Here is a 24,822-nt window from a genome sequence, read left to right on the forward strand (position 1 = left end):
ATCGCGTCGGCGCATCATCGACTGAATTACATCCATCCATTCCCAGACGGAAACGGGCGCGTCAGCCGATTGATGTCACATGCCATGGCTCTGACAGCCGGCATTGGCGGCCAAGGCCTTTGGTCAGTTTCCCGCGGACTCGCACGCGGACTGACCGATCGCGGTGAATACAAACGCATGATGGACCTTGCAGACAACCCAAGACGCGGAGACCGCGACGGTCGCGGCAACCTGTCTGAAGCAGCACTGAAAACGTTCAGCGAATGGTTTCTGAAAGTTACGCTCGATCAGATCACGTTTTCCGCAAAGCTGTTCGACCTTGGCGGGCTAGAAAAGCGCTACCGACGCCTTGTCGAAGACACCATTGACGACAAGCGTGCCCCAGATCTGATCTCGGCCGTTCTCCGCTATGGCAAGCTTGAGCGTGGCGAGGCGCAGATTGTTCTCAAGACTTCCGAACGCACGGCGCGCAATACGCTCAGTAAACTGACCGATGCCGGGTATCTGACGTCCGCGTCGCCAAAGACGCCGGTAAGACTGGCGTTTCCGCTGGACTATCGGGAACGGCTTTTTCCGAACCTTTTCGCCGATGGCGGTTTACCAGGCTGAGGATGGGGGCGACGTCGGAGCACTAGAGACACCTACATTCTAGCACCTTACGAGAGAACACTTTACGTCCGCAGCACCGCTGTAATCAGATAGGAGGACCGATGCTCGCCGCAACATTCACCGACGCTGTTGTGGTGGACTGAGAAGACGTTCTCTGGCTCCTGCGCGTATTCCCGGACAACTATGCCTCTCGACGTCATGCGTCGCCACAAGCGATCCCGTCGCGCCTGCGAAATCCGGTGTCTGCGCGATGGCTCCCCGGTCGGCACCCGGCCCAAAACTTCGAGCCAGAATAAGTCTCCGAACGTGCGTCCGTGGGTGTCGGTCCGCGCCTTTGTTTCGCCGTCCATGTAGCTTCCGGCGCGGCGGGAGCTTGTCCGGGCAAATAACTTCGTAGTCGCGGGAACATCTCTGGATATTTACGCTTCTTTCTGCTCTGCAATCTGCTCGCGCGCCGGCGCGGAAGGCGGACTTTCTATTGGGAGATCGAGGCTGTACCGGACGCCCGTCGAGATAAATCTCAGCTCCGACTGGGCGTCGGCCTCCATCGCAACGAGGTCCTGCAACAGACGTGAACCGAAACCTTTTCTCGACGGGGCCTCCACGATCGGGCCGCCCGTCTCCGACCAGACTATCCGGATACGGTCAGAGCCGTTCTCGTTCGCATGGGTCCAGCTAAGGTCGACGTGGCCTTCCGCAGACGAGAGCGCTCCGTACTTTACCGCGTTCGTGGCCAACTCGTGCAACGCCAAGCCGACGATCCGTGCATAACGCTCTGGCAAGCGGGCCGCGGGGCCTGAAATCCGGATACTATCCGGTCTGTCGAGGGAATAAGGACCCAACACCGCCTCGACGAGCTCTTCCAAGTCGGCACTACTCGACGGGCCGTAAGCGGAGATCCCAACTGTCGCCGCCAGTGCTCGTAGCCGTCCTTGGAGGGTGGCCTTGTAGTCGGCCGCGTCCCCGGTAGCGTTGGTTTGCGATACCAGCGAATTAACGAGGGCAAGCAAGTTCTTGATCCGGTGGTTGAGTTCTCGGATGGCAAGTTTCTGGAACTCTTCTTCCCTCGCCTGCTCGGTCACATCGCGAACCAGGCCGGTGCCTCTCAAGCCCTCTGGTGTCTTATGCAAGATGCCAGTGCCGTGCACGCGGATCACCTTCCCGTCCGGGTGAAGAACACGATAGACGACGTCAAAGGTGCGGTCGCTCTCGACACAGGTTTCAAGTTCGCTGCGCACCGCATCTCCGTCCTCCGGGTGGATGCGCTGCCGCCACGACTCGACAGTTGTCTCGTGAGGTGACAGCCCCAAGATCTCGCGGCCCCGCGCGTCCCACTCGGCGATGTCGGCACCCGTGTCCCACGTCCCCCATCCCAGCTGGGAAGCATTCGTGGCGAGGGAGAGCGACTCCATCGCCCGCCTCAGTTGTTCCTCGCTCTCCCTCTGGTCGGTGACATCGGTATTCACACCAACCATCCCGAGGAACTCGCCGCCGTCGGAGAAGCGGGGCTGCGCGACGGTTCTGAGTATCCGGTACACGCCATCGGACCGGCGGTATCGGGCCTCAACCTGCATCTCGGTTTGGTTCTCCATGGCCGCACGAAACGGCTCAGCCAATTGGGCGGCCTCATCGGGATGCAGTGAACTCGTCCAGTCGAAATCGGGAATGTCCTCCAGGGCGACGCCCCAGAACTCGCGCTGCATCTTGTTCAGGAAAACGCATTTGCCCTCTGCATCGCCAAGCCAAAGCATTGCCGGAGCACCCTCGATCACCGTGCGATAAATCTGCTGTGAATTGGCCTCGGCGTGCTTTTCGAATTCCTTCCACGGCATGCAAACCTCTAGGACTAAAGCTTGGCGAGTTTTGTATGTATAAGGGAGCTACGGGACGACACAAGAAGAAGGCGGCCCTTGCCGCGTTGCGTTGGGATAGTCTGGCCACATTTTGGCGGACATAACGAATATTTCCAGTGAACCATTTGCGCCTGCAGCCCCGGGAAACAAAGGGCGTAAGGACTAAGCCGCTCCGCGGCGATGGCGCTCGTGGCTGGTGTTGCCCGTCATTTCCGCGTTTTTCTATGTGGCCGAGCTTTCCGGGCTGATGATGGGGGTCTTCCCCCCTTCAGACAGGAGATTTCCACGGAGGAGAAGAACACCACCCCGCTGCGCCAGCGGATGATCGAGGACAAGAACACCCGCGGGTTGTGCGAGACGACGCAGAAGGCGCACATCCGGAATGTGAAGCATTTAGCGTCCTTCCTCGGGAGGCCGCCGGACACCGCCAGCGACAGGTCCGGGCGTTCAGGACAAAAACTGGATCGGGGCGAGACGCCATCGCGCCCTTCGATCGTTGGGATTTCCGGAGCCTTGCCCGGTCAACTTTTTCCTGCGTCGGGGGGCACCTCCGGGCTGGGTTATCCTAAGGGGTGGCATAAGTCAAAGTAGCGGAAGGAATCGGAGACGTTCGCACGCAAGGCTCCGAAGTTCATAACGAGTACGCCGACACCGACAAAACCGACGTGAGCTTTTGGAAGCGCGATCTTCATCGATTTTAATCTCGTGGTTCCGGGCGAGACGATCGTCTTCGACGCCCCGCGAGAACAGAAATCAGATCGAGGGTAGCTTACGGAACGTGCTGTCTGGCGCAATGATCAATAATTGATACAGACGAAAAGATGCAGCACGTAGCTTCCTTCGGTGGGGCGGTTCTCGGCATGCCTAACGTTAGGGCGCAGCTCAATCGGCTGGGTCTCTACGGATCGGCCTCTCGCATCGCGCTACTGACAACTTCGAGATGATGGGCCATGGCCCGATGCGCCGCGCGGGGATCCCTGTCCGCGATCGCCGCAACCACCTTTTCGTGGTGACCACAATGAACAAGGGTGAACTCTTCGACTCCGACGCGTCGGTAGGTTCGATCCCATTCCCTTTGCCAGACTGCGCGGCAACGTGTGCCTGAAAAATGTCGTAGGAGCGCAATCAGAACCGGGTTTCGCGCCACCCGGGCAACGGTCTGGTGGAAGGCATCATCTGCCCGTTCACATTCGGCGCGGTTGCGCGCCGCTTTCCCTTCAGCAACACACCGGCGAAGATGAGCAATGTCCTCTGACTCCCGTCGCATCGCCGCTGCCGCCGCGACCTGCGGTTCGAGCAGTCTGCGCGCGTCCATCAGATCCACAGGCGTAGTCGCTTCCAGCAGAAGGGTATCCTTTACCGGTCGCCCCAGCGGCGCCCGGCCCCGAAATGTCCCCTGTCCGACATGCCGCCAGACCTCACCTTCCGCCTCGAACGCGCCGAGTGCAGCGCGCAACGTTTCGCGGCTACATCCGACAAGGTCCTTTAACAGCCGCTCAGGCGGAAGCCGGTCTCCTGGTGCGGGCGCGCGTTCCTCTATTATGCGCCATAGCCGTCCCCGTGCCGCTATTTTATCAGTTCGCATACCGCCCTTCCCTTGATCGCATTGATGTTCGGACCGAACACCACGGAAAGCAAGTCCGGGCGGCCAGCGTTTTCCGGATCTCGGGCGGACGCCGAATTGCCGGCGAAACGACGGTCCGCGTCCGCCCTGACGAGCGTGCCGGTCAGATGACGAAAAAGACCAGCGTCAACACCGCACCGATCGCTACGATCAGCCCACGAAGATACTCGGTGTGCCGGATTCTGCGCGCCTGATGCGCCCCAATATAGCCGCCCAATGTGGTTGAGACGGCCAACACGGCAGCGGAGTCCCAAGCGATCAGGCCAGCGCTCGCGTAAGCTGTGACTGAAACCAGCGAGAGAACGGCGGACAGAAGATTTTTTAGACCGTTCATGCCGTGGAGATTGCGAAAGCCGATGAGACTGAACATCGCGAGAAGCATAATTCCTACCCCGCCGTTGAAGTAGCCGCCATAGCCGGAGACGAGAAAGATCGCGACAGCCGAAAGCACCGGTCCTACCTTCAGGCCGCGGGCCCGCACCATCGCCACGAGACGAGGCCCTGCAGCGAAGAGCAATGTCGCGGCGAAGAGGAGCCACGGCACGATGCCGACAAAAGCTTCTCCGGGGGTAATCAGCAACAGACCGGCCCCTGTAAGTCCGCCAAGAGCCGCAGTTCCTACCACGCCTGCGAGGCCAAGACTTTCCTCGGCACGAATGTCGTTCCGGTACGCCCAGGTACTTCCAATGTATCCCGGCAGCGCTGTCAGCGTCGCAGTGGCATTTGCCATCACGGGCGGGACGCCTAGCCAGACCAAAGCTGGAAAGCTGAGAAGCGTGCCGCCACCCGCGATCGCATTAACCATTCCGGCCATGAGGCCTGCTAAGACAAGTAAAACGATGGAGAGCATGAAACGATCCTTGAAGTGATGGACCTACTACATACACCTCGTGGGATTTGGTCTGCGAATTGGTCTGCTTCGCTAACCCGTCTCGCAGCTCGGCGTCTGTTCAGAGCGTCGTGAACCTCGCTCACGAACACGCCTTCTTGCCTACGATACTCCCGCTGCGCTGTGCGCGAGAAAGGTTAAGACCTCATTCTTGCTTGATAAAATCAATAGACGTAGATGTGCCGGTCGAAATGCTTTCGAACTCGGTCTCGGGCGACGACACCATCTCAACTGTGCCCGAGCCGTATTTCCGCGAGAACGCTCCGGGAACGCCGAAGGACGCCTTGACCATACAGAAGAATTTCGAGGGTCACGAACCCCGGCTGTAATCAGGATCCCATCTACGATTACAAGGGCGACCTGCACACCGGAGTCTATGAATTAGTGCCGGGCGCTCTTCACGGGAGCCGGCCCTGTCCACGTCAGCCGGTCGATACCATTCGCGAAAGCCACTGGGCGAATTCGTAGTTCGGGCGTTCGAGATGCGAGAGGGGCCCGGGCTTGGCAAAGCGGCTTTGCATACCTTTCCAGACTTTTTCGGTGCAGCCCTTGTCTTCCGCGTTCACCTCGTCGAGCAGTGTCTTGAGAGCGGCGAGATGGGCCTCCGCGTCCGGATCTGCGAGGAAATCGGGCGAGAGACCGCCGCCATATAGAATCTTCACGTGATCGGGCCCGTCAGGACGCAGAGAAAGATACCAGAAATAGCCCGGGGTGAGCGTGATCATCAGCGACGGGTAAATCGCCAGCAGCCAGGTGCGGCGGCGGTCGTCACCTTCCAGGACGGTGTTGGACGGATGCGCCAGTGCCAGCGGCACGGAATCGGCTTTGAGGATGTGGTGAAAGTTGAAATTCGCGAAACCTTCAGGGCAGACCATGTCCTTGAGCCTGCTCGCGCCACCGATTGTACCCGCGTGGCAGACCGGCAGGTGGTAGCTCTCCATGAAGTTCTCGGCGAGAATCTTCCAGTTGGTGTTCCAGCGATGCTCCTCGCGGAACGTCTCGCGATAGCTCGCCATGTCAAGGTAGCCGACAAGATCGTCCACCTCGGAATAGATCTCCGAGGGCTCCGCCAGATCAGGATCGAGGGTCAGCATGATCCAGCCCTTCCAATCGACGCAGCGGACCGAGGACAAGCCCGAACTTTCCTTGCAGAAAGAGCCGTTCATCTCCATTGCCGGCGCGCCGCGGAGCGATCCGTCGAGCGAATAAGTCCAGGCGTGGTAAGGACAGGTGATGACTCGCACGGTGCCACGCCCATCCAGCAGCGTCGACATTCGGTGGCGGCAGACGTTCGACATCGCTCGCAGTGCGCCCTTGGCGTCGCGTAGCACGATGATCGGCTCGCCGGCAACCTCGGTCGTCAAGTAGGCGCCCGGTCCGTCGAGCGAGTCAGCGCGACCGACGCAGAGCCAGCTCTTCGCGAAGATCCGCTCCTCTTCGACGGCGAGAAACTCCTTTGAGGTGTAGACGGAGCTCGGCATAGCAAAGGCGTGCTCGAACGGGACCGCCACATTGGCGGCGAGTTCGGCAACAGGATCGATCCGAGGGATGGTGACGGGAGTGTTCTCGTTCATCGAAGGCTCCATACCTGGCCCGGAGATGTTCATTCCGGGCCTCTCCTGAATGCCGCCGCCCCTGCTTCGTTGAAAGAAATTTTTCTATTAGTCTGGCTTAGGCTAGGTCTAAACGAGCGACCGGAGGTCAAACTGCGCGACGAGCGGATTCCACGCGCGCCGCACCGCCTCGCCGCACCGCCCGCAAGAGGCCTGCAGAACCACCTTCAATAGGACAGATAAGCGCGCAAAATTCGTATGCAGCTCTCGAGTTCGGAGATCGCAATCGATTCGTCAGGTTGATGACCGTCGCGCATGTCGCCTGGCCCCCAGACGATCGTGGCAAGGCCGAGTTTTGCGAAAAATCCCGCTTCCGTGCCGAATGCGACGGTGCCGGCGTCCGGCTGCGCAAGGCTAGACGCAAAAGCGCGGATTGCCGGGTGCTCTGCGTTGCTGCAAAGGCCCGGGTAGCTCCCTGTCTGCGTGATCGTCACATTGCGGGGCACATCGAGACCCGCCATGATCGCCTCGGGCGTCTCGGCAGTGAGGTGGCGGATCTCAAACAGAAGCTCAGCGCGGTCCGGAACGATGTTCAACGCGGTGCCGCCACGCAAGACCCCGGCATGGATTGTCGAGAAGGGAGGGTCATAACGCTCGTCCCGCGCGCCCTCCTTCACGAGTGTGGACTGCCGCTCCCGGATCGCCTGCACGAGGTCGGCAGCCGGGTGCAGCGCGTTCCGAAACTGCGGCGCCATCGCCGAGTGCCCAGCCTCGCCAGTCGCGACAGCCCGGTAGCTTGCCTTGCCCTTGTGTCCGGTCACGATCTTCAGCGAAGTCGGCTCTCCAACAAGACAGAGGTCTGGCCGTCCCAGCGTAGGGATTACCGTATCGATCATCTCGGCTATGCCGCGGCAACCGATCTCCTCATCCCAGCTGAGCGCGAGGCTCAGAGGCATGCTCTGGGCTTCGACCTTAAGTGATTGTACGACGGCTAGAACGCAGGCAAGAAAGCCTTTCATATCGGTCGTGCCGCGCCCAAAATATCGGCCATCGCGCTCGAAGAGGCCAAAGGCATCTCGCGACCACGCTTGCCCAGCGACCGGCACGACATCGGAGTGTGCAGAGCAGAGCAGGCCGCCGTCTCCTTCCCCGCGCTTTGCAAGTAGACCCGCCTTCAGGCTATCGGCGGACACGAGCCGCCATGTCGCGAAACCGTGCAACTGCAGGAAGTCTTCGACCCAATCGACTAATGCGCCGTTGGGCCCGTCCGTGACCGTTGGAAAACCGACGAGCGCTGCGAGGATGTCTTTGGTGGAGAGTTCCATGGTTTACCTCATTGCAGCCGCGAAACTGAATTCGCTCGCATCGCTCAAATTTTCACGGACATGCTCGACGAAAGCGGCGACCGTGCGGGAGGTTTTCGCTCCCCGGCTCGTCAGAATGCCCATCTTGAGCAACCGAGGTCCGCCCGAGATCGGCACGAAAAGCAGCGTGCCACCGTCAGGAGCTTGGTCCGTGATCGGCCGGATATTGGCGATGGAATAACCGAAGTTATTCGCCACCAGTGAGCGCATCACCGCGATATCACGCGTCCGCTCCACTACGCGCGGGCGCTGTCCCGTGGCACCGAAGAGCGACAGGAAATAGTCGGTGCTCACCGGTAGATCGAGTAGGATCATCGGCAGGTCGACAAGCTCCGAGGGTGCCACCTCGCGCAACCCGGCCAGAGGATGATCCTGCGCGAAATGGGCAACGGGCGGCAGGTCGATCAATGGCTGGAAATCGAGATCGGGGGGAATGTCGAGATCGTAGGTTATCGCCACATCCAACCTGGCATCCCGCAGCTGCTCAAAAATCTCAGATTGATCGCGTTCGAACTGGTGGAAGACGACCTCGGGATAGGTGTCGATGAAACTGCGGCGCAGTTTCGGTAGCACGATCTGCGCGAAAGTGATCAGACAGCCTACATGCAGGTCGCCTCGCACTGTGCCGGCCAAGTCGCTCGCCAGATCGCCGAGCGCCTCCGCCCGTGCGACGGCCTCCCGCGCCCCCTCTAGGAAGCGACGCCCCACTTGCGATACGGTCAGGCCATGGGCATGACGCCGATTGAAGAGCGTCAAGCCGACCTCTGCCTCGAGCTGGCCAATGGCAGCGGAAATCGTGGGCGAAGAGACGTTCAGCTTCTGGGCCGCGAGCGTAATGGAACCACAATCGCAGACAGCGATAAAGTATTCGAGCTGGCGGAGCGTGATCCGCAACGGCATCAGTCGTCGCCCGGAACGCCATAGGACGGTGCTGCGCCTGGGTTCAACGCGCGGGTCACGTAATCGTCGGCCTGCGGACGGTAGCGCGCCCAAAGATCGGACAACGCGGTGATCGGACAGCCCTCGTCGAGCCAGTCGACCCGCAGATCGGCATAGGGCCAGCTTTGCCGGTCCACTATCAACAGCCCCGCGGAATGCACTGGCCCGGCTTCGCCGCCGGCTTTGAGACCCGCCTTCATCGCCGCGATCAGGCGATCCCCGAAAGGACCGTCCGCCGCTTCGAAGGCCGCCACCATCTTCGCCGGGATACCATTCTCCGCCAGCATGTTGCCGCCTGCGGCGCAGTCGCGGCCCTCGGCGGAGGCCCATATCCCGAGGGCCTTCGGACCCGAATGAACCGATGTCGCGCCGCGCGCGTCAATTGCGAGAAGCTGGCGATAATCGGGATGATCGTCGCCGTCGCGTGCCGCGGCCACGGCATCCGCTGCGCCCTCGCCCGCTGCCATCCGGTCCAGCATGATTTTCCCCAGCTCGGGATTGGTCACGTTTTGCGACGAGACCGCGCCGACGTCGGCCCGCGCCCGCGCGCAGCGCGCTGCGACCGCCGGTGAAGACGAGGATATTGCAACGCCGAGCTGGCCGCTTTGCGCACATCTGGCTACGATAGAAAAGGTCATGCGTGCTCCGTTTCGCTGCAGAAATCGGGTCAGTCGGGGATTACGGCTGTTGCGTCAATCTCCACCAGCCATTCGGGTCGCGCAAGAGCGACCACTACGAGACCAGTGCAAACAGGATGCACACCGCGGATGTATTCGCCCACTGTCCGGTAGACGGCCTCGCGGTGGCGCACGTCGGTAAGGTAGACGACAAGTTTGGTCAGATGCGCCATCTCGCCTCCTGCCTCTTCGATGAGCTGGCGGATGTTCTGCATGACCTTGTGGGTCTGCTCGACCGGGTCGTGGCTATCGATATTCTTCGCGGTGTCGAGGTCTTGCGGACACTGCCCTCGTAGGAAGATCATCTGCCCACGCGCCACGACGGCCTGCGCGAGATCATTGTCGAGGTTCTGTTCGGGGTAAGTGTCCTTCGTGTTGAAGGCGCGAATTCGGGTATGAGCCATGATGTTTCCCTGTTCGGATCAAGCGGGGCGGGAAGCGGCGCGGGCCGCTGCGGGATCGGGACGATAAGCACGGTAGCTGGCCTGGATCTCGATGTGATCTGCGAGATATTTCGCATCATGCCAGACGCCCCAGATGAAGCTGGATCCGCGCCCCGAAAGCCATGGCAGGCCGAGAAAATACACCCCCGGTGCGCGCGACACGCCGCGCTGATGCGCGGGCCGGCCAGCCTCGTCAAAGGCATCGACCGCCATCCAGCCGTAATCGTTAGCGAAACCGGTCGCCCAAATGATAGTGGAAATGCCAGCCGCGCGAATGTCGAGCGTCTGCAGCGGATCGGTCACGCAGTCCGGCATCGCGGCAAGCGCCCGGGCCGATGGCTCGGGAGGCAGGTCGAGTCCGTTGCGCGTCACATAGGCGTCTGCCTCGTCGAGAAGCGCGAGGTAGTTCTCGTCTCCACGGCGGATGTTGCGTTCGAGGTCCGCGGCGAAGGAAAGCACGCCATTGGCACAAGTCTCGGTGCGTCCGAGAAGGGTAATACCTTTTTGGGCAAGCCTGCGGAAATCGACCGTTTGCCCCCCGTTTGCTCCGCTGACCGCGATGGTGACATGCTCGGCGCCCGGAGCGCTCGCCTGCCGGTCCCACTTCCCGAGCACGCCCAGCCACCAGACGAAGTCGCGGCCACGATAGCTGCGCGGCGGCCGGTCATGCGGTCCCACCGAAAGGAAGACGCGTCGCCCTGCCCGCATCAACTCATCCGCGATCTGCGCTCCGGAAGATCCTGCTCCAACAACGAGCACCGCCCCCTTCGGCAGCGCATCCGGATTTCGGTAATCGCTGGAATGTATCTGGCTAAGCCACTCGGCCTCGGGCACAATCGGGGGGATCACTGGTTTCTGGAAGGCACCGGTCGCAACGACGACGGTTTGCGCCTCGATCGCTCCTTCCGACGTGTCCGCGCGATACCCTGGACGCCCCTCCAGCGGCGTGAGCTCCGTCACCCCGACCCCGCTCCGGATCTGACCCGCAAAGCGTTCGGCATAGGCCTCGAAATACGCGGCCACATCCTCTTTCCCGACGAAGGTGTCCGGAGAGTGGCCCTCGAATTCCATATTCGGAAAGCGATCATGCCAGGCCGGTCCGTTCGCGACGAGCGAGTCCCAACGGCGCGTGCGCCAGGATTCGGCGATGCGCGCCCGCTCGAGGACAATATGTGCGATCCGCCGGCGCGTCAGATGCTCACTCATGGCGATCCCGGCCTGCCCCGCACCAATGACGAGCGTATTGGTGTCTTCAATCTTCATCAGCGCAGTCCCCAACGGTTTGTTTCGTTGCCCGAAAGTGGCACGAGGGCCCTCGTCCCGTGCCTTCTCGGTATAACCGGGGCAGGTTAACTAAAATAACGATTTTCGATAGCATTGATTAGGGAGATCCTAAGTTAGCCTACCATTCACCGCGAAGGGAGCATCGCTCTGTGCGAGCCTTATCCTTTCAGCACAAAACGAGTATCCTGTGGTCAGCCCGGAAAATCTGAGCGCCGGCCCAGTTCCTTCAAGCCGAGTTGCCTCGGTGCTTTAGGTCTCCCCGTCCGGCCTGTTGCGGAAAGGCGGGTGGCGTCCGGGACGTTACTGACTTGACACGAAGATCATTGTGCGATCGCGCCTGAACCTATAACAAGCATTTTTAATACTTGTTTCTTTGGAGGCACCATATGCGCCTGACCAGTTTCACAGATTTTGGCCTCCGAGCGCTGATGCGGATGGCCAGCGCGCCGGAGCGCGCCTTCTCGACGGCCGAGATCGCCGATGAGTTCGGTATCTCTCGCCACCACCTGAATAAAGTCATTCAGCGCCTGGCCCGGCACGGCTTCGTGACCACGCGGCGCGGGAGCGGTGGCGGCGCAATGCTCGGCCAGCCCGCTCACGAGATCGTTCTTGGAGACCTCGTGCGACTTCTCGAGCAGGACCAGGCCATTGTCGAATGTTTCTCTCCTGACGGCGCGTGCTGCATTACCCCTGTCTGTGGCCTGAAGGGTAAACTCCACGCCGCAGAGGCCGCGTTTTTGGCGGAACTCGATCGTTCGACGCTGGCAGACATCGCCTTGCCGGCCACTCTTCCGGCTACGGTCTGAAAGGAAATAGTGATGCGTAACGTGTCTTTCACCACCGAGGGTTTCACGGTCGATGCAGAACTCGTTGGACGCGCTTTCGGCCTTTCACCATCCGATGTTCTCGCGAAACTCCGCGACGGCGAAGTCACAAGCAGATGCGAGGCCGGTGTCGACGACGATGCCGGGCGGTGGCGGCTGACCTTCTACTTTGGCGGTCGCGCGCTACGCCTCGTTGTCGATGAGAACGGCACGATCCTGTCACGCGGCACCTTTCCCTCACACGCACCCGTTGCGGCTCCGCGCGACCTTGCGACGACCCGTTCGAAAACCTGACCATCAATCCCCACCGGAAAGGGACGATGATGCTACCCTCTCTCCCCCGCAAGCTGAGCCATGGCGCTTCCCTTGCGATCTTTAGCGCGCTTACACCAGTTGCGGCCTCAGCCCACGTAAAGTGGTTCGCACCCTATATCGTCGGCGCAGCTCCGGCCCCTATCACGCGGACGCTGACGGATACTTGGTTCTGGTCCGGGATCGTGTTGGTGCTGGTCTTTTTCATCGCGACGCGACTGGTGGAGCGCACGACCGTCGGAGTGGCTGCGCTCGATGCAATGGATAGCCTTTCTAATCCCCTCTGGCTGGAGCTAGACAATTTCGTTCGAATTGTCGTCGCAGGTTTTTTTGTTGCTATCTTCGCGGTGGGAGGCGTTTACCTCACGCCTGATCTCCAGACTCCTGCGGAATGGGTAAGCTGGGTCCAGCTCCTGATCGCCCTTGGCATCGTTTCGCGTCGCACGCAGCCCCTTTCGGCGGCGGGTATCATCTTCCTCTGGGTGCTCGCTCTACGCGACTACGATCCCTTCCACCTGCTCGACTACCTCGCGCTCGGCGTCGCCGTGGCGACTTACCTGGTCCTCGAGGCGGCCGATCGTCCTGAATGGCGCAAGCATCGCTTCGAAGTCCTCCGCTGGGGTGTTGCCATCGCGCTGATGTGGTCGAGCCTCGAGAAGTTTGCATATCCTGAATGGTTCTATCCGCTCGTGCAGGAAAAGCCTTTTCTCACCTTTGGCATTCCGCGCGACATGTTCATTCCGATGGCTGGGGTCGCCGAGTTCACAATGGGCTTCGGTCTGCTTGCGACCCCACTCGTGCGGCGACTTTCAGCGATAGCGCTCTTCGTGATCTTCAACTCTGCAGTCTATCCCTTCGGACGGATCGACCTCATCGGGCATGCACTGATCATGGCCATCATCGTCGTGATTGCGGTCGATCATACGCGTGAGCTGCACTTCTGGTCTTGGATCAGGCGCGCCCTCCTCGGGGTCCCGATCGGTCTTGCATCTGCACTGGTGATCTTTGCGACCGCCTACTGGGGTCTGCATGCGGCTTTCTACGGCACCGACGTCCAGACGATGGCGCAAATCCGAGCCGGAGAGGGACAGATGGCAACACATTCGTATTCGGCCGAGCATCCTCACGGACCACAGGCTGAAGTCACGCTACGCGATCGCGGAAAAGATCCAAAGATCGATATTTCGAAGCCGATCAAAGCAGCTTCAGTAACCGCCGCCTACGAGGTCTCGATGAAGAGTATGCGCCAGGACATGATGGCGGGCATTCAGCATGACGACCCAGACGCGGCCTTCGTGTTGGGTATGCTCCCCCACCACCAAGGCGCGCTTGATATGGCTAAGATCGAACTGGCAAGCGGAACCGATCCAGAAATCCGCGAGCTCGCCCGTCACATCATTGCCGACCAGCAGCAAGAAATCTCCGCGATGCGGGCTTGGTTGCGCAAGCAACAAAACGAGACGCCCGACGAGTGATCCAACGCAGCCGGAGTGGTCGCCAGATGTCGCCCCGGCTGCTTTTTCCTGAAAACGAGCCGGCTAGCGTTGCGCCTTGTAGGCACGTTTCTCCACCAGCCGCACCATGTAGATGTGCCACTGAAGCAGAGCGGACATTTTCCGATGGCGCGCCAAACTTTCAGGACGCGCGCGAATAGCGCACACCCTCGGGCACGTGCTGATCGAGAACCGAAGCGATCATCCGTGTTAACGGGCGACCTTCCGGTGCAATGGCGATGCGCTTTCCCGTAAGCCTTGCGAATGGCGCGAAGCGCGTGGCCATTTCCGTCAGGCACGGTAGCAGCTTCTGGGCATCGGTGCCGAACTCCTGGCTCAAATCGTCAAGATCCACTGCGAACCTACACATCAACTCCTCGATCGCCCGAGCGCGCAACTGGTCTTCGGGGCTTAACTGGTAGCCACGAGCGCCCGGAAAAACACCGGTTGCAATCCGCTGCTGATAAGCCGCGGTCGCGGGCGCATTCTGGACATAACCTTCCGAAAAGCGCGAAATCGACGATGCCCCGAGCCCTATGAGAGTGCTGCATGTGTCGGTCGTGTATCCTTGGAAATTGCGACGCAGCCGTCCGGCTTCGAGCGCCGCCGTCAGAGTGTCGCCGGGGCGCGCGAAATGGTCGATGCCGATAGCAGTGAGGCCAGCCGCGACAAACAGTTCTCCGGCGCGCGTGGCGAGGTGGTAGCGCGCCAGATCGTCCGGCAGCGCGTCTTCGTCGATCAGCTTTTGCCGTTTTGAAACCCAAGGCACATGCGCGTAACCAAAGAGCGCAACGCGGTCCGGCGTAAAGGTGAGAACCTTTTCGATCGTATCTTCGATGCGTGCGAGGCTCTGGTGCGAGAGGCCATAGACCAGATCGGTGTTGAGAGAGGAGATGCCGGCTGCACGCAAGTCTTCGACGCACGCGCGTGTAGTTTCGAACGGTTGCAGGCGACCGATGGCTTTTTGGACTTCGGGATCGAAATCCTGAATGCCGATCGACGCGCGGTTCATGCCTTCGGAGGCGAGAGCTTCGATCTTCGCGCGATCGACCATGGTCGGGTCAATCTCCACCGAGAACTCAAATTCCTGAGCTGGTGGAAACACACGGCGTATCGATTCCGAGAGACGATGTATCAATTCCGGCGGCAGGATGGTAGGCGTTCCGCCACCCCAGTGAAGGCGGCCCATTTTCAGGCCGTCCGGTATGATGGCTCGCACCATTTCGAGCTCTGCCTCGAGCGCCTCGATATAGCTTTCCACGGGGCCAAGGGTTTTCGTGCCTTGTGTGTGACAGGCGCAGAACCAGCATAGCCGCTCGCAAAACGGGATGTGCATGTAGACCGACACAGGCTCGCCCGGGTCCAACCGTTCAAGCGCATGGCGTTGAAAGAACGCGCCTGTGTCGGGCGTAAAGGCCGCCGCAGTCGGGTAGGACGTGTAACGCGGCACGCGCGCATCGAAGAGGCCAAGGGCCCGAAGTGTTTCTGTGTGTTCCATGCCCTCTTATCAGACAGACAGAAGCGGGCTTCTTTGCTGTGGCTCAAACTAAATTTGCGAAGACGCAGCCGGTGGCCGCACAGGTCCCCTCGTTCCACCGTGAAAGTGACAGAAGGGCATTGAGTCATCTTGTGTGCGGTAATTGGTATTTACAATGCGCATTCAAATAGTGCAGGGAGAGATCATGGCGACGAAGGTTGAAGCCAATTGAGTCGTGACGGGCCGAAGGCTCTTGCAAAGGTCTTGCTGTATGACGGATCAAACCCAAACTGCATTGGACGAGTTGCCCGGTGATCTTTTGATGTGGGTTCTCATTATCAGCGAATTGCTGGTTTTCGGGGCGGGGTTGATCGTTTTCTTGTCCGTTCGGATCACTGATCCGACGGGCTTTGCCGAGGCGCAGAATGCGCTGAACCGGACTGCCGCTGCGACCAACACGATTATCTTGCTGACGAGCGGCTTTTTCGCCGCCCTGGCGTTGAATCTGAGGCAATCGCGCAGGCGTGGCGGCGCACGCGTTTCTCTTGTGTGTGCCGCTTTGCTCGGCGCGGCATTTCTCTGGATCAAGGGCGCCGAATTCGCGTCCAAGGCCGCGCAAGGCATTGTCTGGGACACGCATCCTTTCTTCAATTTCTACTTCCTGCTGACCGGATTTCACGCCGCGCATGTCGCAGCCGGCGTCATCCTGTTGCTGCTGGTGGCGTGGCGCGATCATGTGGGAAATATCGAGGATGCGACCGCGTTCTGGCACATGGTCGATCTGATCTGGGTGCTGCTCTTTCCAGTGGTCTATCTCCTGCAATGACACGCCGGTCCCTCTATATCGCGCTTGGCACGCTTGTTCTCCTCACCCTTGGCTCGTCCTTGCTTTCATTCTCGGGGGTCTGGGCCAAGTGGCCAGTGGCGGCAGCGGTGGTCGTGATGGCACTTGCCTGGCAAAAGGCGCGGATCATCCTCGGAAAATATCTGGGATTGGTGCAGGCGCCCGCATGGCAGCGCGGCTTCGATGTGGCGCTGACAGGCGTGTGCCTCCTGTTGCTGGTGCTCTATCTCGCGCCACTGGGGCTATAGGGAGCCTGCTGGTCTGTTCGGTAACGACCATCGAACCTGCATATGCAACGCTCGCCTGATGCGCTCTGCTCCTCGAACAACCTGATGTGAGCCGATCCGAATGGACAACCCCCGTTGCGCGAATTTCGCGACGAGAGGTGCGGGCATCAGGCCGTCGCTGCCATGGCGATCCGACGATACCCAGCTTCGCCGTGATAGAAGCCGTTACTTAATCCTACCTCCCCGCAAAGGGTGGCTAGGCGCGCAAGTAATTCAAATACCCATTGTAAGCCACGACAATTCGCCCCACCTCTTCCGCCGATGACGGCCTGCGCGTGTTGATGCGCCTCGCAGGGAGCCCGGACCAGACCGTCGCCAGGGACGAGGTGCTAAAGGGTTTCGTGTCTTCTGGCTACGGTCCGAAAACGTAACCCCTGCACCCTCTTGGGCATCAAGGATTCAGCCAAAGGCGGGCGGTCGGGAAGACCAGATTCGCGGACGCTTGCCATCCGGATCGAAATGCTCCGCCCGTAATTTGCGAGATTGCGAAGTTCATGGGCATCCTACACTCACCGCAATAGGTATTTACAATGCTTATTTTGCGGAGATAGCATGAGCCTCAAGTTCAAATTCTCGGGGGTTCCCATGTCACCTGCTGATCTACAGATCATATCCGCGCGCCCCGAAACGACCGCTGCGATTATGGCGCAAACGGGTTTGGACGAGGATAAACTGACCCGGTTGGTGCATCGCTTCTACGACAAGGTGCGTGCTGACGCGGTTCCCGGGCCGATCTTCGCCTCCAGGATTTCGGACTGGGGGCCGCATTTGCAGCGGATGGTGGAGTTCTGGTCCTCGGTCGCACTCATGACCGGTCGTTTTCACGGCGCCCCGATGCAGGCCATGCGTCCTTGCCAGTGGAATGGGATCATTTCGAACGCTGGCTGATGCTGTTCCGCGAGACCGCGACAGAGACCTGTCCCCGGGAGGGGGCCGCCCATGTCATCGAACGCGCCGAGCGGATAGCGCGCTCGCTGCATATGGCGGTCGAGAGCGCCACGCCTCGAACCGTCCCCTCTTTGCTCTGACCAAAGGATACCAACATGACGAGACCGCTACCCCCCACAAGATTCTGCCAGCCTCACCCGCTACATCGAGGCAGAGTATCACGCCAAGCATCGCTCTCAATTGCCTGAACTGGCGACGCTCTCGGAAAAGGTGGAAACCGTTCATGCCGGGCAGGCAGATGTCCCTGCCGGGCTGTCCGTGCTACTGCACCGGATGATCGGCGAGCTCGAAGTCCACATGAAGAAGGAGGAGCTGGTTCTGTTTCCCGCCATCCGCAACGCGGCACCGAGGCTGGACGGGCCGATCGCTACGATGCGCGCGGATCACGACGACCATGAGGCGGAGGTCGAACAGATCCGGCAATTGACAAACGATCTGACATTGCCGGACGGTGCATGCCAAAGCTGGACGCGGCTCTATGCCGGGGTCGGTGAATTTCTTGAAGACCTAGCAGCCCATATCCGGCTGGAAAACGACGTGTTATTCCCGCAATTCGAAACCCAAGGCGCAGGCCATGTCTGAGATGCATCGTCCCAACCCGACCAAGAATCTCGTGGAGCGGCGTCATGCCTTGGCGCCGAAGACTGAGGACGCCTTCCGCGCATTTTCGAAAACGGTGTTCACTGAAGGGGCGCTCGATGCGCGCAGCAAGCAGCTTATCGCCGTGGCCGTCGCGCACGTAACGCAGTGCCCATGGTGCATCGAGAGCCATGTCAAAGCCGCCCGGCGTGCGGGCGCCTCGGACGAACAGGTCATGGAAGCGATTTGGGTCGCCGCGGAAATGCGCGCCGGCGCCTCTTGGACCCATGCTCTGAAAGCAGTTGAGATGATCGGCGACACGGACAAGCCGGACAGCTGATGCCGTCAGCAAGCCCCCCCACCTCCGAAGCTCCTGGCGAGCTTATCCGCGTCAAGCGGATCTATCGCGCGGCACGCGTGTCAGATGGCAAGCGGATATTGGTCGATCGTCTCTGGCCGCGCGGCATGGCGAAGGACCGCGCCAGACTGTTTCACTGGTGCAAGGAGATCGCGCCGAGCGACGAATTGCGGCGCTGGTTCCACGAGCACCCTGATAGGTGGCAGGAGTTCACCACGCGTTATGAGGCGGAACTTGCCGCTCATGACGATTTGGTCCGCGAGCTCGCCGGATATGCACGCGAGAACGTCGTTACGCTACTTTATGCTTCAAAGGACGAGGCACATAATAACGCCGTCGTGTTACGCGATTACCTGCGCCAATGGTTATAGAACGGGAGGAGCAAGCATGACGGACCAGCCAATAAACCCGCTGCACACACCGCTTTGCGACCTGCTGGGGTGCGCCCAGCCAGTTCTGCTGGCCGGGATGGGCGGCGTTTCCCGCTGGGAACTGGCCGCCGCCGTGGCCAATGCGGGCGGTTACGGGATTTTGGGCATGGTGCGCGAAGACCCAGCCCTGATCGCCGCAGAGGTTACTGCGCTGCGGGACGCGACTGACCGACCTTTTGCCGTCAACTTGATCCCCGCGGCGACCGAACCAGCGCTGCTCGATGCGCAGATCGCCTGCTGTCTCGATCTTGGCGTGCCGGCCTTCAGCTTTTTCTGGGACGTGATGCCTGACGTGGTGGCCCGCGTGAAACGTGCCGGTTGCCTTGTTCTGCATCAGGTCGGCACGGTCGAGGCCGCGCGGATCGCCGAAGAGGCCGGAGCGGATGTGATCATCGCGCAGGGCGTCGAGGCGGGCGGTCACGTGCATGGACGACACCCGGCTTTCGGGCTGGCCGAGCAAATCCTTGCGCAGACCGACCTGCCGGTCGTCGTCTCCGGAGGGATCGCAACGGGCGAGGGCCTCGCCGCCGCGTTGACCATCGGCGCCGATGGCGTGCAATGCGGCACGGCCTTTCTGGCGACCGAGGAATCCTTCGCTCATCCCTATCACAAATCCCGAATCACGGAGGCCACCGGCGACCACACGGTTCTGACCGATGTTTTCGTTCTGAATTGGCCCAAGGGCGCTGCGGTGCGGGTGATCGCCAATAGCGTGACCGAGAGCCTGGACGGACATTACCTCGGCCACGACCCTGACAGTCTTCCGCGCGAGGCCATCGCCCGCGACGGCGAGCAGCCGCGCCTGCGCTTCAGCACGGATTCGCCGCTGCGAACCACGACCGGCGACTTGGAGGCGATGGCACTCTATGCGGGTCAGGGTGTGGGTGCGCTCAACGATGTCCCCACGGCCGCCGCACGTCTGGACGGCATGGTCGCGCAGGCCCGTCATCTCTTGGAACACCCGTTTTGACGTGCTTTTAAGTCGAAGCCGTGAACGACGAATTTAAGAGCTCAGCTGCCAAGGTTGCTTTTGCTCACCACCTCGCTTTGCGCGCCGGTCAGAGAACTGGCGCGACTGCTTCCCGCGTGGATGGTCGTCTAACGATCAGTTATGGACCCTCGGTCGCGGCATGAAGCCTCTGACAGACATACTCGGTTCGATCGACCAAAGGGCGGACGAAACCTTGCCGGAAGGAGTTTTTTCGATCCCGCGAAAGCACTACGCAGCGAGCCCGAACGCGAGGTGACCGATCGGGAATGTTCCAGCAGGATACCGAACGCGAGCGACAGGCCGCTGGGAAAGGACAAGAGCGGAAATTGATCGCAGATCAAGGCGCATCAAGGCCAGCCATCAAACTCTGGACCATCGGATCAACAAGCGCTTTGTTGCGATCCTCGCGGATCACGATCCACGCCGGCAATTCGAACACCGGCGCACCGGGCACCGGGAACAGGGCGCCGCTATCGATCTGGTGTTCGACCAGACGCCGGGGAAAATAGCCGCTGCCTCCATTGAACTTGAGATATTGAAGGCCGAGCCAGGCGATATTGGCCGAGAGTGCAGGACCGGGAAACTCCGGAAAGCCAGCGCGGAACTGATTGTCGAATTCCGGGCCCCACTCGACATGGATATAGCCGTCAGGCTGCATGCTAGCGGTCGGTTCGGTGGAGACAAGCACCAGCTGTTCAGTAAGCAATGGTAGGAGCTCGAGCATCGGCCGGCGCTGCGGGGTGAACATAACTCCGATATCCATCCGCCCGTCGACCAGCGCCTGCATCAGTTCCGGCTCGAAGCCGATTTCGGAATGAAACGAAACCCTAGGATGGGACCGCTGGATATTGGCGAACCAGTGCATCATCAGCCCTTCCCACAGGCCGAAGCGAGCCCCGATGACGACACGCGCGCGGAATTGTCCAGGCAGGCCGACGTCGTGCCGCGCGCGTTCGAGGGCTCGCACCATCTGCGCTGCATGCTTCAAGAACCGGCCACCGCCCGCAGTCAGCGCCGCGCCGGCCTTGTTGCGAGTGAAAAGTCTGGTGCCTAACTGATCTTCGAGTGTCCGGATGCGGGCGCTCACGGTTGACTGGGTAACGTGAAGCCTTTCGGCGGCCGCGACGAAGCTGCCGGTATCAGCGACGGCAAGGAAAGTTCGGGCATGTTCAATGTTCATAGAGGCCCCATGCATCGTATTTTCAAATATCATATCGCATTTATATTCGCTTTCCCAATATGATGAATCGCGCGACACTTGAACCCGCGCATCTCGCGGACAACCGGAAGATCACCGGCATATGAATTAGACGAGCTTACCGGGCCGGAGGGGTTTCCGGCAGTCGACAGCCTCTCGTGGATCGCGTCTGGCCGCAATGCGTGGCGTGGGAGAAGTTGCCGGGGCCTGACGAGTCCGAAATCTGCGCCGAGCCTCGAACTCCGCCGCAGGCTCCGACACGCCCCGGACCGGTGGGCAGCCTTCGAAGCCGCGAATTGGTCAGAATTCGCCGCCCGCCCGACCCGCGTTGTGGATCTATGCGACTGACGTCGCGCTGAAAGAGTGTCTCGAAAGGAGGTTCGTAAGGCCATGAGAAACAGCGATTTGAACGGAGCGAACAGCGTGACGGGGAGCGAACCCGCCGCGCCGAAGGATGAGAGCAATGACGGGCGAAGGCCGTGCCCGACCCCGGGAGAGTGTCGCCTCATGGCTGGGCTCGGGCTTTCGTTGGCCGGAATCACCCTCTTCACCTTCGGCGACACGGGCATTGCGGGGCCATGGGCGCACAGCGTTGGGATCAGCGCGCTAACCACTGGCCTGCTGCTGTGGGGAGTGGGTGCCATTCGACGCACGCTCGAACTGTGACGCCGGCTCTCACTCGAGGCACCGCGTATTTCATCCGCTGTGCTGACCGCACACCAAAAAGCCGTTCGAGAGATCCCAGCGTGATGGAAGACAACGACGGGCGCGGCATCGGGATATTCTCGTCTCCGCCCTCATTCGCGGTGGAGTTCGCACCAGATTAGTGCGCCCCGCCGACGTCAGTCCCGAATAGCCGGGTGCGTCCCCGCGCGTCGACCGACGATCATGAGAACGAAACAGTGGACTCGAGTGACATGGAAAATGAAATGAGTTTCGAAATGGTGATCGGTTGGCTTTTCGGCCTTCTAATTCTGGTATTGGTGGTTTTGACCATAGCAGCGCTGATCAAATGTCTACAGAAATAACGAAGAAGCCCCTAGCAAAAGCTCCGTGTTTCATAGCGGTGCTCTTTATATCCGTGATGTGGAATAGGTGGCCTGATCGAGAACGAAATATCTTCCACGGGACTTAACCTCGACCATCGATTAGACTCCGACCCAACCTTGATGTCCATCAGATGCTCATCTCTCCACCTACGCCCGCAATGATAGCAGCAGGTTGGTGGGAAGGCAGTTCATCCCATTAGCCCTTGGCAAACTACGCGTTATGATCGAGCGTACAATCGAGACGATCGCGAATCCAGCATTTCGCGCAGCGGGGCGGGCGATTGCGGAGGTCAGGGCCCGCGCGTAGTCAGCCGGTGTCTGGTAGTCCAAGGCCGAGTGCGGGCGTTCGGTATTGTAGTCGGCAGCCCAGGCGGCGATCACGATCCGCGCATGGGCCAGATTGCGGAACATGGTCTCGTTGAGCAACTCGTCCCGCATCCGCCCGTTGATGGGGAAGACGGCCCCGCTCCTGAGAAGGGACCGTATACTGGTCCTACTTTGCAGAAGGAGCATTCCCATGAACCCAGCTACCGTGGGCCTTGATCTGGCCAAGAACGTGTTTCACGTCCATGTCGCCGACGCGTCCGGCAGAACGCTCGACAGCAAGCGACTTACGCGTCGTGAGCTTATGCCTTACTTCGAATCACTACCCCTTTGCCTGATTGGCATTGAGGCGTGTGCAACTGCCCACAACTGGGCTCGGCAGTTGCAGAGGGTCGGCCATGACGTTCGTCTCATTCCTCCAGGTTACGTAAAACCCTTCGTGCGACGGGGCGCGAAGAATGACGCCACTGATGCGGCTGCCATTTGTGAAGCGGTTACCCGTCCCAACATGCGCTTTGTCCCGATCAAATCGCGCGAAGATCAGGCATTTCTGATGCTGCACAGAGCCCGAGGGCTTCTGGTCCGACAGAGAACGATGGCAGCTTGTGCTTTCCGGGCGCATTTGGCTGAGTATGGAGTTATCGTCCCACAGGGTAGGCACCGGGTCGATGCCCTCGTCGCAAAGCTGGACGAGCTACGAGAGGATCTACCGGAGGATGCGTACTTCGCTTTGGATGCTCTCGTCGGGCAACTGGATGCGCTGAATCGGCAGATCGATAGTATAGACATCCGGTTGGCGGAGATCCACAAAACCAATTCTATCTGTCGCTTGCTTGCGACCATACCGGGGATCGGGCCGATTACCGCGACGGCCTTTGCAGCGACTATCCCAGACCCCTCGGCGTTTCGATCAGGGCGGGAGTTTGCTGCCTGGCTTGGACTGACGCCGCGACAAAACTCATCGGGGGGCAAACACAGGCTCGGTGGAATCACCAAACAAGGTGACCGGTATCTTCGCCATCTGCTGGTCCTGGGAGCGCGCACTGTGGTGCGGTATCCAAAGGCCCGCTCCCGCGTAGATGGTCCGTGGATCGAGGCTTTGCTGGAGCGGCGCCGACCCATGGTTGTTGCTGTCGCGGTCGCAAACAAGCTGGCGCGGACGATATGGGCGATGCTCTCTACCGGAGAAGTGTTCCGGAGCGCTCAGCCGTGAAGGATCAACAAACTAACGAACAATGAGATGGCACAAGTGCAATAACAGCGTGATGGCAAATCGGCAGAGCTGAGGATCGAGAAAGCCCAAAGAGTTTTAAGCGCGCCAAAACGCGTCCCGTTGATGAGGCCTCGATCCGCGGACACCATCAGGGCCAGCAGTCATGTATAAGGCTGCGGGAACAGGCCGAATACATGAACGCACCGGTCGATGAAGATCACGTTCAAAACACTTGCGCCCGCGGGGCCGTCTATACATGAAACTCTCCACGAAACCGTGTCTCGCATCGGCTTGCCCGGCGCGATGTAGTGCCATTCGATCCGGTGCTCGGAACACCACCGCAGGATGGCATTCGAGGTCAGTTCCGTGCCGTTGTCGCTGACGATCATTCCCGGCTTGCCGCGGCGCTCGATCAGAGCCGTCAGTTCGCGCGCCACCCGGCGCCCCGAAATCGAAGTGTCCGGGATGGCGGCGAGGCACTCCCGGGTAACATCGTCGACCACGTTGAGCACTCGGAAGCGCTGGCCGCTGGCGAACTGGTCGTGGACGAACCGAAGGTCCGCGTAGCGAAACCCAGCGACCAGCGGGCATTGGGCCGCGCCTCGACCAGGATCGGGGCTCGCGTCCCGATAGCCTTGCGCCGTGCCTTTCGTTTGCGCACCGTCAGGCCTTCTTCGCGGTAGAGCCGGTAGATCCGGTTGATCCCCGAGGCTTCTCCCTCGCGCCGCAGCAGCACGAAGAGCCGCCGATAGCCGAACCGCCGACGCTCGTTGGCCAGCTCCCGCAACCGCCCGCGCAGCACCGTGTCCGGCGCACGCTGCGTCTGGTAGCGGACCATCTTGCGATCCGCCCCGGCAATCCGGCACGCCCGCCGTTCCGAGAGCCCGAACTGGGCCTTCAGATGCGCGACCGCCTCGCGCTTCAAGGCAGGCGTTACCACTTTTTTGAAACCAGTTCCTTCATCGCCGCCAGGTCCAGCATCTGCTCGGCCAGCAGCTTCTTCAGCTTGGCGTTCTCGTCTTCGAGCGTCTTCAACCGCTTTGCCTCCGGCACCGTCATGCCGCCGAACTTCGCCTTCCAGTTATAGAAGGTCCCTTCCGACATGCCGTGCTTGCGGCACAAGTCCGCGCACTTCGCGCCTGCCTCGTGTTCGGCCAGGATGCCGATGATCTGCTCGTCCGTGAATCTCGTTCGCTTCATTGTCCGTCCTCAAGTTGGGTCGGACTCTAATCGATGGTGGAGGAAAAATCCCGTGGCAG

At 60.5% G+C, this 24,822-nt stretch carries 23 protein-coding genes and 3 pseudogenes; 12 read left to right on the top strand and 14 right to left on the bottom strand.

All coding sequences use genetic code 11. The features are described 5' to 3' along the window. On the top strand, positions 1-609 hold a 609-nt coding region (locus B6V72_RS17800; protein ID WP_146696219.1), incomplete at its 5' end, for a Fic family protein. Positions 610-1,028: 419 nt separating this feature from the next. Here B6V72_RS17800 and B6V72_RS17805 read toward each other — a convergent pair. The 10 genes and pseudogenes from B6V72_RS17805 to B6V72_RS17850 form a co-directional block, all read right to left on the bottom strand. Then, positions 1,029-2,441 (bottom strand): sensor histidine kinase, encoded by a 1,413-nt coding sequence (locus B6V72_RS17805; protein WP_088736229.1) that lies wholly within the window; start codon positions 2,439-2,441, stop codon positions 1,029-1,031. Positions 2,442-3,360: 919 nt separating this feature from the next. Then, on the bottom strand, positions 3,361-3,777 hold the full coding sequence (locus tag B6V72_RS19425; RefSeq protein WP_240497758.1) for an FCD domain-containing protein: 417 nt from the start codon (positions 3,775-3,777) through the stop codon (positions 3,361-3,363). Between the two features lie 84 nt (positions 3,778-3,861). Beyond that, positions 3,862-4,047, bottom strand: a pseudogene (locus B6V72_RS19430) (GntR family transcriptional regulator); the annotation flags it as partial. A 142-nt stretch (positions 4,048-4,189) separates the two neighbouring features. Next, complete coding sequence (locus B6V72_RS17820; RefSeq protein ID WP_088736232.1) at positions 4,190-4,936, bottom strand: sulfite exporter TauE/SafE family protein; 747 nt, start codon at positions 4,934-4,936, stop codon at positions 4,190-4,192. A 461-nt stretch (positions 4,937-5,397) separates the two neighbouring features. Then, a complete protein-coding gene (locus B6V72_RS17825; protein WP_088736249.1) occupies positions 5,398-6,525 on the bottom strand; it encodes an SRPBCC family protein in 1,128 nt (375 codons plus the stop codon). A gap of 230 nt (positions 6,526-6,755) precedes the next feature. After that, entirely contained in the window at positions 6,756-7,853 is a 1,098-nt protein-coding gene (argE, locus tag B6V72_RS17830; RefSeq protein ID WP_088736233.1) for an acetylornithine deacetylase, read from the bottom strand. 3 nt (positions 7,854-7,856) lie between these two features. After that, positions 7,857-8,792, bottom strand: a complete 936-nt coding sequence (locus B6V72_RS17835) for a LysR family transcriptional regulator (RefSeq protein ID WP_088736234.1) — start codon at positions 8,790-8,792, stop codon at positions 7,857-7,859. Beyond that, the gene (locus B6V72_RS17840) at positions 8,792-9,469 is read right to left on the bottom strand and encodes a DUF1028 domain-containing protein (protein ID WP_038145400.1); all 678 of its coding nucleotides are present in this window, start codon (positions 9,467-9,469) and stop codon (positions 8,792-8,794) included. Before B6V72_RS17840 ends, B6V72_RS17835 begins: the two co-directional genes overlap by 1 nt. Positions 9,470-9,498: 29 nt before the next feature. Continuing rightward, the gene (locus B6V72_RS17845) at positions 9,499-9,912 is read right to left on the bottom strand and encodes a RidA family protein (protein ID WP_088736235.1); all 414 of its coding nucleotides are present in this window, start codon (positions 9,910-9,912) and stop codon (positions 9,499-9,501) included. A gap of 18 nt (positions 9,913-9,930) precedes the next feature. Beyond that, the gene (locus tag B6V72_RS17850; RefSeq protein ID WP_088736250.1) at positions 9,931-11,214 is read right to left on the bottom strand and encodes an NAD(P)/FAD-dependent oxidoreductase; all 1,284 of its coding nucleotides are present in this window, start codon (positions 11,212-11,214) and stop codon (positions 9,931-9,933) included. A gap of 407 nt (positions 11,215-11,621) precedes the next feature. Between B6V72_RS17850 and B6V72_RS17855 the strand changes: the two genes are divergently transcribed. The 3 genes from B6V72_RS17855 to B6V72_RS17865 are packed head-to-tail and all read left to right on the top strand — an operon-like array spanning position 11,622 to position 13,846. Continuing rightward, complete coding sequence (locus B6V72_RS17855; RefSeq protein WP_088736236.1) at positions 11,622-12,041, top strand: Rrf2 family transcriptional regulator; 420 nt, start codon at positions 11,622-11,624, stop codon at positions 12,039-12,041. 12 nt (positions 12,042-12,053) lie between these two features. Beyond that, positions 12,054-12,353 (top strand): DUF6522 family protein, encoded by a 300-nt coding sequence (locus B6V72_RS17860; protein WP_088727447.1) that lies wholly within the window; start codon positions 12,054-12,056, stop codon positions 12,351-12,353. 26 nt (positions 12,354-12,379) lie between these two features. Further along, positions 12,380-13,846, top strand: coding sequence for a DUF305 domain-containing protein (locus B6V72_RS17865; protein WP_233243203.1), 1,467 nt, complete (start codon positions 12,380-12,382; stop codon positions 13,844-13,846). Between the two features lie 160 nt (positions 13,847-14,006). Here B6V72_RS17865 and hemN read toward each other — a convergent pair whose 3' ends face one another. Continuing rightward, positions 14,007-15,362 carry an oxygen-independent coproporphyrinogen III oxidase gene (gene hemN / locus B6V72_RS17870; protein ID WP_088736237.1) on the bottom strand — a complete coding sequence of 452 codons (1,356 nt, stop codon included), beginning with the start codon at positions 15,360-15,362 and terminating at the stop codon, positions 14,007-14,009. Between the two features lie 250 nt (positions 15,363-15,612). Here hemN and B6V72_RS17875 point away from each other — a divergent pair, with 250 nt between their 5' ends. The 7 genes from B6V72_RS17875 to B6V72_RS17905 all read left to right on the top strand — a co-directional run bounded on the left by B6V72_RS17875 (position 15,613) and on the right by B6V72_RS17905 (position 19,758). Beyond that, complete coding sequence (locus tag B6V72_RS17875; RefSeq protein ID WP_088736238.1) at positions 15,613-16,167, top strand: cytochrome c oxidase subunit 3; 555 nt, start codon at positions 15,613-15,615, stop codon at positions 16,165-16,167. A gap of 116 nt (positions 16,168-16,283) precedes the next feature. Then, a complete protein-coding gene (locus B6V72_RS19435; RefSeq protein ID WP_166504583.1) occupies positions 16,284-16,433 on the top strand; it encodes a hypothetical protein in 150 nt (49 codons plus the stop codon). Between the two features lie 591 nt (positions 16,434-17,024). Next, positions 17,025-17,360, top strand: coding sequence for a group III truncated hemoglobin (locus B6V72_RS17885; RefSeq protein ID WP_240497756.1), 336 nt, complete (start codon positions 17,025-17,027; stop codon positions 17,358-17,360). Between the two features lie 204 nt (positions 17,361-17,564). Continuing rightward, a complete protein-coding gene (locus B6V72_RS17890) occupies positions 17,565-18,002 on the top strand; it encodes a hemerythrin domain-containing protein (RefSeq protein WP_075777507.1) in 438 nt (145 codons plus the stop codon). Further along, positions 17,995-18,339: a carboxymuconolactone decarboxylase family protein gene (locus tag B6V72_RS17895; RefSeq protein WP_075777506.1), complete on the top strand. Its 345-nt coding sequence runs from the start codon at positions 17,995-17,997 to the stop codon at positions 18,337-18,339. Before B6V72_RS17890 ends, B6V72_RS17895 begins: the two co-directional genes overlap by 8 nt. Continuing rightward, positions 18,339-18,728 (top strand): DUF488 family protein, encoded by a 390-nt coding sequence (locus B6V72_RS17900; RefSeq protein ID WP_078523314.1) that lies wholly within the window; start codon positions 18,339-18,341, stop codon positions 18,726-18,728. The genes B6V72_RS17895 and B6V72_RS17900 overlap by 1 nt, the downstream gene beginning before the upstream one ends. A 16-nt stretch (positions 18,729-18,744) precedes the next feature. Next, complete coding sequence (locus B6V72_RS17905; RefSeq protein WP_075777504.1) at positions 18,745-19,758, top strand: nitronate monooxygenase; 1,014 nt, start codon at positions 18,745-18,747, stop codon at positions 19,756-19,758. 358 nt (positions 19,759-20,116) lie between these two features. On the opposite strand, the gene B6V72_RS17910 is transcribed toward B6V72_RS17905, so the two are convergent. After that, complete coding sequence (locus B6V72_RS17910) at positions 20,117-20,959, bottom strand: LysR family transcriptional regulator (protein ID WP_088736251.1); 843 nt, start codon at positions 20,957-20,959, stop codon at positions 20,117-20,119. 1,214 nt (positions 20,960-22,173) lie between these two features. Further along, a pseudogene (locus tag B6V72_RS19440) lies at positions 22,174-22,473 on the bottom strand (transposase); the annotation flags it as partial. A 70-nt stretch (positions 22,474-22,543) separates the two neighbouring features. Here B6V72_RS19440 and B6V72_RS17925 point away from each other — a divergent pair. Continuing rightward, positions 22,544-23,563 (top strand): IS110 family transposase, encoded by a 1,020-nt coding sequence (locus B6V72_RS17925; protein ID WP_088736241.1) that lies wholly within the window; start codon positions 22,544-22,546, stop codon positions 23,561-23,563. Between the two features lie 278 nt (positions 23,564-23,841). On the opposite strand, the pseudogene B6V72_RS17930 reads toward B6V72_RS17925, so the two are convergent. Next, a pseudogene (locus B6V72_RS17930) lies at positions 23,842-24,763 on the bottom strand (IS3 family transposase); the annotation flags it as partial. Between the last annotated feature and the right edge of the window lie 59 nt (positions 24,764-24,822).

Source organism: Thioclava sp. F34-6 (assembly GCF_002213235.1).
In the GTDB taxonomy this organism is placed as follows: Bacteria; Pseudomonadota; Alphaproteobacteria; order Rhodobacterales; family Rhodobacteraceae; genus Thioclava; species Thioclava nitratireducens.